Below are 8,654 nucleotides of genomic sequence, written 5' to 3'. Positions count from 1 at the left end.
TGTGGACCTCCCACCACCTGATCCTGGACGGCGGATGGCCTTGGGGGCGGCAGCCGTGCAGACGGCTGCCGCCCCCAAGGCCCCCCGAACAGGGCGGTCGGGTTAGCCGATGATGGTGTGGAAGAACAGCACGCCCGCGCCGAACCCGGCTCCGGCGGCGAGTCCGGCGGCAGGCAGCGAGCGCTGGGCGAGATAGGTCAGGACGCCGGCGCCGACCGCGGTGAGGACGCCAAGCAGCAGCACGATGGCGCTGCGTACCCCGAGCAGCGGCTGGCCACCGCTCGGCTGGGTGTTCTGGGTCATGTGAACTCCGTTATGTGCGGGGGGATTTCACCCCGGTGGGGTGTCTGGTCGTGGATGCTGTAGCCTCCGGCGACGCTCTTCCCCTCGCCTCGCTGTACGTGATGTGAGTCACAGAATTTTTTGTGAGTTTGGCGAGGGGAAAGTGACGACCGGCGCCTATGACCCTGCGACAGGCGGAAAACGGGGCCCACGGGGGCGGCAGGACGCAAAGGAGCGAGTGTGCCGGATGAGACGTGCCAGGGGGGTACCCCCCAGGGCCTCCTGCAGGAGGACCAAGAGTTGGAGGAGCTCAGCCCTGCAGGCCTGTTGAGCCTGGAGCACACGCTCGCCGGTGCGGCGCAGGACGAAGCCCGCCGCCTGGGAAGCCGTGCCGTCGATGCCCGCATCGTTGACCTCCTGCGCGCTGACAACTTCCAGGGCCCCCGCTACGAGAAGACCACCACCCGGCTGATGGAGTACGGGTGGCTCACCATCAATAAGTGGACCGGCACTGGCGAGATCTTCGTCCAGGCCCGCCGGGTCGGCCGCCCCGTCTCCCTCCACATGACCGCGCCCGGCTGGAACGCTGACGACCGCGCCGAGGTGACCACCGACACCGTCATCGCCGGCCTGGACCTCTTCCTCGAGCACGGCCTCATCCGCGGCAAGTGGACCCCGGACGGCGGCGCTAGCCTGACTACCTACTTCGTCGGTGCTTGCATTCGTTCTTTCCACCGCGTCTATGACCGCTGGTTCCGCGGAGTGCAGATGGGGCAGGCTGAGCTGGACCGGCCTGTCGCCGACCACGACGGCGCGTCCGCTGACCGGGAGATCCCCGACCAGCGCGCTACCGACCCTTTCTACGCCGCAGCCACTCACGAAGAAATCAAGTGCATCCTCCCGTGCATCACTGATACCAAGGTCCGCAGAGGACTTGCCTTGCGTGCGCTGGGCTACACCCAGCAGCAGGCCGCCGTTGAGGTTGGATTGACGGAGAAAGCACTGGAAGGCCGCATCGGCCGGCTCCGCGCCCGCATCCTCATCGACCTGGCCGCCAAGTCGGACCTTGGGGAAGGGGGAGCACGATGACCGTCCGGAAGGACGAACCCATGGACCACCTCGCTGTGACGGACGACGAATTCGACGCCCTGCTCGATGCTTCCAGCCTGGGAGCCCCCCACGTTGTGGCAGAGACCGGCGTAATTCCCTCCACCGCTCGCATCCGCATGGCACAGGCCGCCCGCGACCAGCAGAGGCTCCTCGGCGACACAGTGCAGCCCGACGACACATCCGTCCCGCAGCCAGTCAACGAACTGCTCCCTGATAACTGCCCCGAAGCCCCCGGCGGCGCACAGGCACCTCAGTACGAATGCACCGTCCCTGGCCTGCCCCTGCGCCAGGAATCCCGGATCTTCCTCTATACGGCAACTGGCGCCGGCAAGAGTGTGATCTCCACTGCTCTGTTCGCCTGGCTCCACAAAAACAGCTTCGGTATCGGTCGGGACCACCGGCGAGTGCCGCATGCACAACGGCTGTGGAGCGAGCCGTGGCTACGGGATATCCGCGCCGTTCCGTGGTTGCTGCTGTCCCCGCCATACGCGGGGGGCGATCGGGGAGGACCGTCACGCCTCAACGTGCTCGGCAACACCTGGCTGGCCATGCCCAATGGCTTGCTGCTGTTCGGGCGACCAGTACCTATGCGCCGCTTCACTTTCGAGTACCTGAAACTCGAGTATCTGGAGACGACTGCTTTCGCCATGCATGGGCACGAGCAGGCATTGCCTCTATTTTCACCCCACACCAGCACGTGCACAGCGCTCAAGCCTTACGCTCTGGATTGGGCGGGATCGGGGCAACATAAGCCGCAGCTGCAAGACTTGCAGCAGCTAGTTCAGCTGTCGGCACATCTGATCGAGACAACGTCCTACGCTGCGCACACAGAACTTCTCGTCTGCGCTATGCGGCCTGCCGCACTGCACATTACGCGCTTCGCGGACTTCGCGTATACGGCCGTCAGTAGTGGACTGCTACTGCCGAAGGCAGCTTGTACGCCGAGGCATCGTCGTCCGGTCGACAGAAGCGACAGAGCAGGACGGGACCTGAGGCAACGGGCGCTGCCCGGCAGAGCAAGGCTATGGAGGACGACTGCACATGGCGTACGCGAAGTGCATTCTGAGCTACCTATGTCCTTTCACAGCGATGAACGTGAGTCATTGGCGTTGACGTCAAGCTTGCATACCCGGCTGACGTACCGCGTGTCCGATCCCTACGCCGTTGAAGTGCGCTTCGGGGCAGACACCAGAGACGAGACGGTATGGACCTTCGCTCGCGACCTGCTGAGAAGTGGTTTGGAACGCAGCAGCGGACTCGGTGACGTCATCGTGTGGCCTGATACTGGGACAGGAAGTGAACGGCGCATTTATATCCGGCTCACCTCGCCGGAGGGAACCGCACTTCTATCAGCTGCGGATGCTGATCTAAGAGCGTTTACCGAAGCGGCAGGCGGCTTGGTTGCATACGGCACTGAGCACTTGTATCTGGCACCAGCTCTGAACTCCCTGGAGAGGACAATAGGAGAACTCGCGCGGCCGGGTGGGCGCGACTAGGAGCTTCCCCGAGCCGCCGACCAACAGCGCATCTCGCCTGAGCTGGCTGGGCTCCGTAAGTCGACTTACGGAGCCCAGCCAGCGAAGATGGTGCCAAGCCGCCGGTGTGAGCTGAATTGCCTCCGGACGGTGCTTGGGTACTGGACGCGTCTGTGCTGTTCATGTCCTTGCGGTATGCCGCTGGCCGCTGCGCGCCCGGCGCACCGCTGGTGGCCTCCTGCCCTACCTCTGGTGGGAACCGTCTGACAGTGCCGCGTTCAAAGAACCGGTGCCCTCGAAAGCCCCGATAGCCATGGACGGCGTGCAGTTGCCCGGCTGCCCAGCTCTCTCAGAACGGAGCACCGGTGTCCTTGACTGTTTTCCCGCAGTCGTTCGCGGAACGGCTACGTGCCTTCATCGCCGATTCTCAGGCCGTCATGGATCTGCGACGTTACTTCGGGATCGGTCTGCCGCCCGGCGTGGCCGCGTACACGGGGAGCCGGTTCGAGCATCTGGCGGGTGGGGGAGACCGGTTGGAAGTCGCTGACCGGATCACGGCGGAGGACCTGGTCGCGGTGCAGACCTTGTCGGTGACCGTTCCGGCGTCTGTCGCGCTGGACATCTTGGAGGGTCCACTTGGCGCGGGGCTGTCCGGTCTGCTGCACGCCATTCCCAGGGACATAGACATGGTCGAGGCCGAGGTATCCGATCTGGCTCTGGGGTCGCCAGCGGCCCGGGCCTGGCAACTGCTCGAAGATCAGCCCGATGTCGGGTGGGTGATCGCGGGGAAGCTCCTGGCCAGGAAGCGTCCGCGGCTGCTGCCGGTCTACGACAAGGTGGTGCGCTGCGCTCTGGGCCGCCCGCGCCCCTCGTTCTGGCTTGCGCTGCATGCCGTGCTGCGCGAGGACGACTGCGCCCTGCACCGCCAGTTGCTCGAGCTGAGGCAGGCCGCGGGGCTACCCGAGACGGTGAGTGCGCTGCGGGTGTGCGATGTGGCGGTGTGGATGAACCACCGGGCCGTTGGCCATGCCTGCCCCTGAGGATGCCTACCGCCAACGCGCGACCCGAGGGGGCGTTCTGGTGTGTGAGGGTGACGGACTTTACCAACCGTCGCCCGGGTGTGTGGGACGTTCGCGTGGAGTGGTCCGAGGGTGTGGGGGAGGGGTGTGGACTCGGGGTCCGGAGTGCCGTCGGCGGGGCGGTTCCCGGTCCGGAGGGGGTGCGGGGTGGGTGGTCGGCTGGTGGTGGGCCAGTTGCGGGTGCAGGAGATCGTCCGTGCCGGCGGGCGGGTCTGCTACACGGTCGTGGACACGGACTGCACGGTGGTGGCGGAGGCGGACGGATTCCTGCGTACCTGCGCGGCGGGTACGGACCGCACGTACGCGTATGTGCTGGTGGATCATCTGCGGTGGCTGCGGTTCGCGGGCCTGGACACAGGGTCGGTGTCACTTCAGGATCTGCGGCACTACATGGCGGCCCTCGGGGCGGACTATCCGGGGCCGTTCGGACTGCCCTGGCGGGAGGGGAAACGCCCCTACGGGCACAGCGCGTTGAAGACCGCGGCGGCCTGCCTGAAGGGCTTCTACCTCCACCTGGGCACCCACGGCGTGAACCCGTCACTGGCCGAGGCGCTGCGCGTAACACGGCTTCCCACGCGGGCGGATCGGCGGCGGGCGATGCTCGGGCACGTCCTGCACAGCATGCCCGCGAACCCTCTGGCTCCGGCCCAGCGGGTGCGTCGGCATCCGAAGATGCTCCCCGAGGGCGCCCGGGAGGTGTTGCTGGGGGCGGTGTCGTGCGCGCGGGACCGGATGGTGGTCACCTGGCTGGCCGACGGCGGTTTCCGGATCGGTGAGCTGTGCGGGCTGCGCCTGGTCGACCTGCACCTGCGCGAGCAGGCCGCGTGCGGTCAATGCCGGGGGCCGCACGTGCACATCTGCCACCGCGAGGACAACGCCAACCGGGCCCGGGTCAAGACCAAGACGCCCTGGGCCTGGCAGGACAACGCCGTGTGCGGCGGGACGGTGCGCCGGGCGAGCCCGGCGATGATCCACACCTACTTCGAGTACATCACCACTCAGTACCCCGCCCAGAGCGTTCACGGCATGCTCCTGGTCAGCCTGCACGGCCCCTCCCGGGGCCAACCGTGGACCACGGCTGCGGCCCGGGGCATGCTGCGCCGGGCCGCAGCCCGTGTGGAGATCGGCCGGGTGGTCCCGCACGCCTTCCGGCACAGCTTCGCCACCGCGGTGCTGGACGCCGCACGGGGCAACGCGGTGATCGCGCGGGAGGCCGGCGGCTGGGCCTCGGCCGCGACCGTCGAGCAGGTCTACGGCCACGTCGACGTCCACGACCCGGTCTTCACCGCGGCGCTGGAGCAGGTGTGGGGGACACGGCCGTGATCCCGCTGACGCTGCTGCCCGGCCGCACTGACACCACCCGCATCGGCCGCGACCGGCTCGAACTGCTCACCGCCCTCATCACTGCTCCCGCATTCGACCCGCTCTTCCGCGACGCGCTGATCTTCATCCCGCCTCAGCACCCGGTCTACGCCTGGCAGTGCGCCGTTGACGGCTGCAAGCGCATCCGCCGGGTCAGCCACAACCTGTGCAACACGCACAACCTGGAGTGGGAGCAGGCCGAGCGGACGGGACAGTCCAAGCGCGCCTTCATGGACGCGGCCACCGCTCTGCCCGCCGCGCGCGGAGTGGACTACGGCCGGTGCCTTATCTGTCCCGACCGCCCGGCCATCAGCCCCACCACCCGGCTGTGTCAGCAGCACCAGACCAGGTGGCAGTACGGCGAGGCAGCCGACATGGACCGAGACCGGTTCGAGCACTGGGCCCGCACCCAGCACCCGCTGCCCGGCTACGGCCTGTGCCGGGCACGGTGCCCGTTCCTGGCCTGCACCTCGCTGGGGCTGTGCCTCCAGCATCTGAACCGGTACAAGATCGACAACCGCCCTGGAGCAGCCCGGTCGCAGAACTCACGCGGCCCCCTCAAGGACGGCCAGCCGCTCCCGGTGACCTACGGCGACGAGGAGGCATTCCATACCTGGTGTGCCACTACGGAGCCGGTCACGCAGCCAGGACTGGTCAACCTGCACTGCCTGCCCGCGCTGCTGCGAGCCGAGATCCAATGGGGCCTGCACGCCCATGCCCAGTCTGCACAGCACTCCGAGTGGACCACCAACGGCATCAGGAACCTCGTCAGATACTGCTGGCGAGGCAGCATCACGTCCCTGATGGACCTGCACGACGCCGACTTCAAAGACCTGACGCGCCAGCAAATGGATTCCGAGGTCCGCAAGATCATCCGGGAGATCATCAACGGTCTGTGCTGCGTCTACTACAGCCCCTCAGACACCAAGGACGCCGGCTTCCTGGAGACCGATCACTTCGGCCGACGCTTCAAGAACGCCCAGAGCCACTTCGACATCACCACCATTCCCCAGCGGTGGCTGCGCGACCTGCTCTGGGACCATCTCGCCGAGTGGCTCCGCTCCCCGCAGTGCCCCCGCACCCGAGGCCCCTTCGACCAGATGCGCCGCGCCGCCGTCGAACTGGGCGTCTTCCTCCAAGCCGATGCCCCCGACGCCGGCCACGACCCCACCGTGCTGCGCCGTGAGCACGCCGAGCGGTTCGTCGCCGACCAGCGCCACCGCGCCCGCCATAGCCTGCCGTCCCTGGGCATGGTCCTGGTCGACGGACGATCCCCCACCGTCACCGACCTGAGCTGCCAATTCGTCTTCAACCAAGCCCGCAAGCTGCTCTACAGCGCTATCACCGCCGGCCACGCCGAACGCCTCGGCATCGACACCGGCTTCCTGACCGCCATCCCCTTCGGCGGCACCGGCCTCAAGCAGCGCTCCCGCAACCCCTTCAGCGACGACGTCGCCCGCGCGCTGACCGACGAGACCAACCTGCGCCGCCTGGAGGAACTCGACCTCAACGACCGGGGCCTGCGGGACATCTGGGAGACCATCGTCGCCACCGGGCGCCGCTGCAGCGAGGTCGTCGGACTGCGACTGGACTGCATCGGCCGCTACCGCGGCCTGGCCATGCTGTGGCACGACCAGACCAAGGTCGGCAACTACAACGAGGGCATCCGCATCCCCGAGCCCATCTACCACCGCCTCGATGCCCGCCGCACCAAGACACTCCAGCTCTTCGAAAAGCGCTACGGCCGCATTCCAACGACCGCCGAACGCCCTGACCTGGCCCTGTTCCCCTCCCGCATCCGCAACCCCAACGGCCGACAGCCGATCTCCTACGGACACTTCAACCAGCGCTTCAAGACCTGGATCGCCGGTCTCGACCTCGGCGGCGCCTACGTCGCCCACCAGGCCCGCCACACCCTGGCCACCAACCTGCTGCGCGCCGGCGCCACACTCACCCACATCCGCCGCTACCTCGGCCAGCTCTCCGAACGCATGGCCGAGCACTACGTGAAGATCACCCACAGCGACCTCGAAGACGTCCTGAACACCGTCTGGGTGGCCGGGCCCGGCGCCCCCAACCCAGGCGAACTCCTCTCCGGCGACACCACCCCCATGGACCGCGAGACAGCCCGCGCCCTAGCCCTGGACCTCTCCCGCCGCAGCACCCCCGCCGACGGGGGATTCTGCACCTACCAACCCGTCGTCGACGGCGGAGCCTGCCCCTGGAAACTCGACTGCGAGAACTGCGACAACTTCGTCCTCTCCGGCGCCGATCTCCTCTACTGGCGGCGCAAAGCCGAACAGTGGCGCTCCATCGCCGAGAACGCCCCCGACGACGCCACCGCCGACTACCTCCACACCGTCTTCGAACCCACCGCCAAGGCCATCAAAGGGCTCGAGCAGGCCCTGGCCGCCCTCGGCGTCCTCGACGAAGCCCTCACCCTCGACCTGCGACGCCCCCAGGACTACTTCCACCGCACCTGGAGCACCGCCTTCCGCGCCCGAGACCTTGCCGCACTGCCGGCCCCCGACGACACCACAGGGCAGCCATGAACACGTCCCGCACTGACGCGGCCGTCCGAGCCCGTCGCCAAGCCACCCAGGAGATGCTCGAACGCCTCCAGACCGCCCTGGCGGCCGCGGCACGCGACCACACGCCCGTCACCGTCGCAGCCCTTGCCCGTACCGCCCGCGTCTCACGCACCTTCCTCTACCAAAACCAGCAGGCCAGAGCCCTTGTCGAGCAGGCCACCCGCACAAGCAGACCCCATCCCGGAAGCTCCAACAACGGCAGCCGCGCACAGCCCGCCTGGAGGGAGCGCGCCCTCAACGCCGAAGAGGCACTCGCCCAGGCCCAGCGCGAAATACTCACTCAGCGCACCCGTATCGCAGAACTCCTCGGCAAGATCCGCGACCTCGAACACGATCTCCCCGAAGGCTCCCTTCAGCGGATCGTCACCGAGAACACCAGCCTGAAGCAGCACGTACGACAGCTCACCGAGGACAACCAGCGCCTCCAAGAGCGTCTGGCCAGCGCCCGCCAGAACAATCGCTTCCTGGACAAACGTGTCGCAGATCTTGAAGCCCAACTCGCGCCGTATCTCACCGCCTCACCTCCGCCACCGTGACCCCGCCTCGGTGCATCGCCAGATGAGGACGGCACGCTTCCTCGTCCACGATTAAGCCCATTCGACGCCGAGTTCGGCGAGGGCGGCCCGCTGCGCGTCCGAGAGCTTGTCGCGCCTCGATTTCGTGTTGGAGACCCATACGCCCAGTTTCACGGTCGCCGGCTCCGTCTCGCCGTCGAGCGTGATCTGTTCGCTGTGCCCTCTTGGTACCGGCCGGTG

At 67.5% G+C, this 8,654-nt stretch carries 8 protein-coding genes; 6 read left to right on the top strand and 2 right to left on the bottom strand.

The features are described 5' to 3' along the window. Positions 1-102: 102 nt before the first annotated feature. Positions 103-303, bottom strand: a complete 201-nt coding sequence (locus AB0I73_RS39095; protein WP_363045158.1) for a hypothetical protein — start codon at positions 301-303, stop codon at positions 103-105. A 279-nt stretch (positions 304-582) separates the two neighbouring features. On the opposite strand from AB0I73_RS39095, the gene AB0I73_RS39090 reads away from it, so the two are divergent. The 6 genes from AB0I73_RS39090 to AB0I73_RS39065 all read left to right on the top strand — a co-directional run bounded on the left by AB0I73_RS39090 (position 583) and on the right by AB0I73_RS39065 (position 8,435). After that, positions 583-1,371, top strand: coding sequence for a hypothetical protein (locus tag AB0I73_RS39090; protein WP_363045157.1), 789 nt, complete (start codon positions 583-585; stop codon positions 1,369-1,371). A gap of 20 nt (positions 1,372-1,391) precedes the next feature. Then, on the top strand, positions 1,392-2,888 hold the full coding sequence (locus AB0I73_RS39085; RefSeq protein ID WP_363045156.1) for an SsgA family sporulation/cell division regulator: 1,497 nt from the start codon (positions 1,392-1,394) through the stop codon (positions 2,886-2,888). 344 nt (positions 2,889-3,232) lie between these two features. Continuing rightward, positions 3,233-3,907, top strand: a complete 675-nt coding sequence (locus AB0I73_RS39080; protein ID WP_363045155.1) for a DUF6308 family protein — start codon at positions 3,233-3,235, stop codon at positions 3,905-3,907. A gap of 186 nt (positions 3,908-4,093) precedes the next feature. Beyond that, positions 4,094-5,269, top strand: a complete 1,176-nt coding sequence (locus AB0I73_RS39075) for a tyrosine-type recombinase/integrase (RefSeq protein WP_363045154.1) — start codon at positions 4,094-4,096, stop codon at positions 5,267-5,269. After that, positions 5,251-7,860, top strand: a complete 2,610-nt coding sequence (locus AB0I73_RS39070; RefSeq protein ID WP_363045153.1) for a site-specific integrase — start codon at positions 5,251-5,253, stop codon at positions 7,858-7,860. Before AB0I73_RS39075 ends, AB0I73_RS39070 begins: the two co-directional genes overlap by 19 nt. Then, the gene (locus AB0I73_RS39065; RefSeq protein WP_363045152.1) at positions 7,857-8,435 is read left to right on the top strand and encodes a DUF6262 family protein; all 579 of its coding nucleotides are present in this window, start codon (positions 7,857-7,859) and stop codon (positions 8,433-8,435) included. Before AB0I73_RS39070 ends, AB0I73_RS39065 begins: the two co-directional genes overlap by 4 nt. Before the next feature lie 51 nt (positions 8,436-8,486). Here the strand turns inward: AB0I73_RS39065 and AB0I73_RS39060 are convergent. Beyond that, a partial coding sequence (locus AB0I73_RS39060; RefSeq protein ID WP_363045159.1) for a helicase associated domain-containing protein occupies positions 8,487-8,654 on the bottom strand: 168 nt, incomplete at its 5' end.

It is taken from the genome of Streptomyces sp. NPDC050388 (assembly GCF_040655635.1).
Taxonomy (GTDB): domain Bacteria; phylum Actinomycetota; class Actinomycetes; order Streptomycetales; family Streptomycetaceae; genus Streptomyces.
The sequence above is the reverse complement of the archived record's forward strand: the minus strand, read 5'-3'. Positions and strand labels throughout refer to the sequence as shown.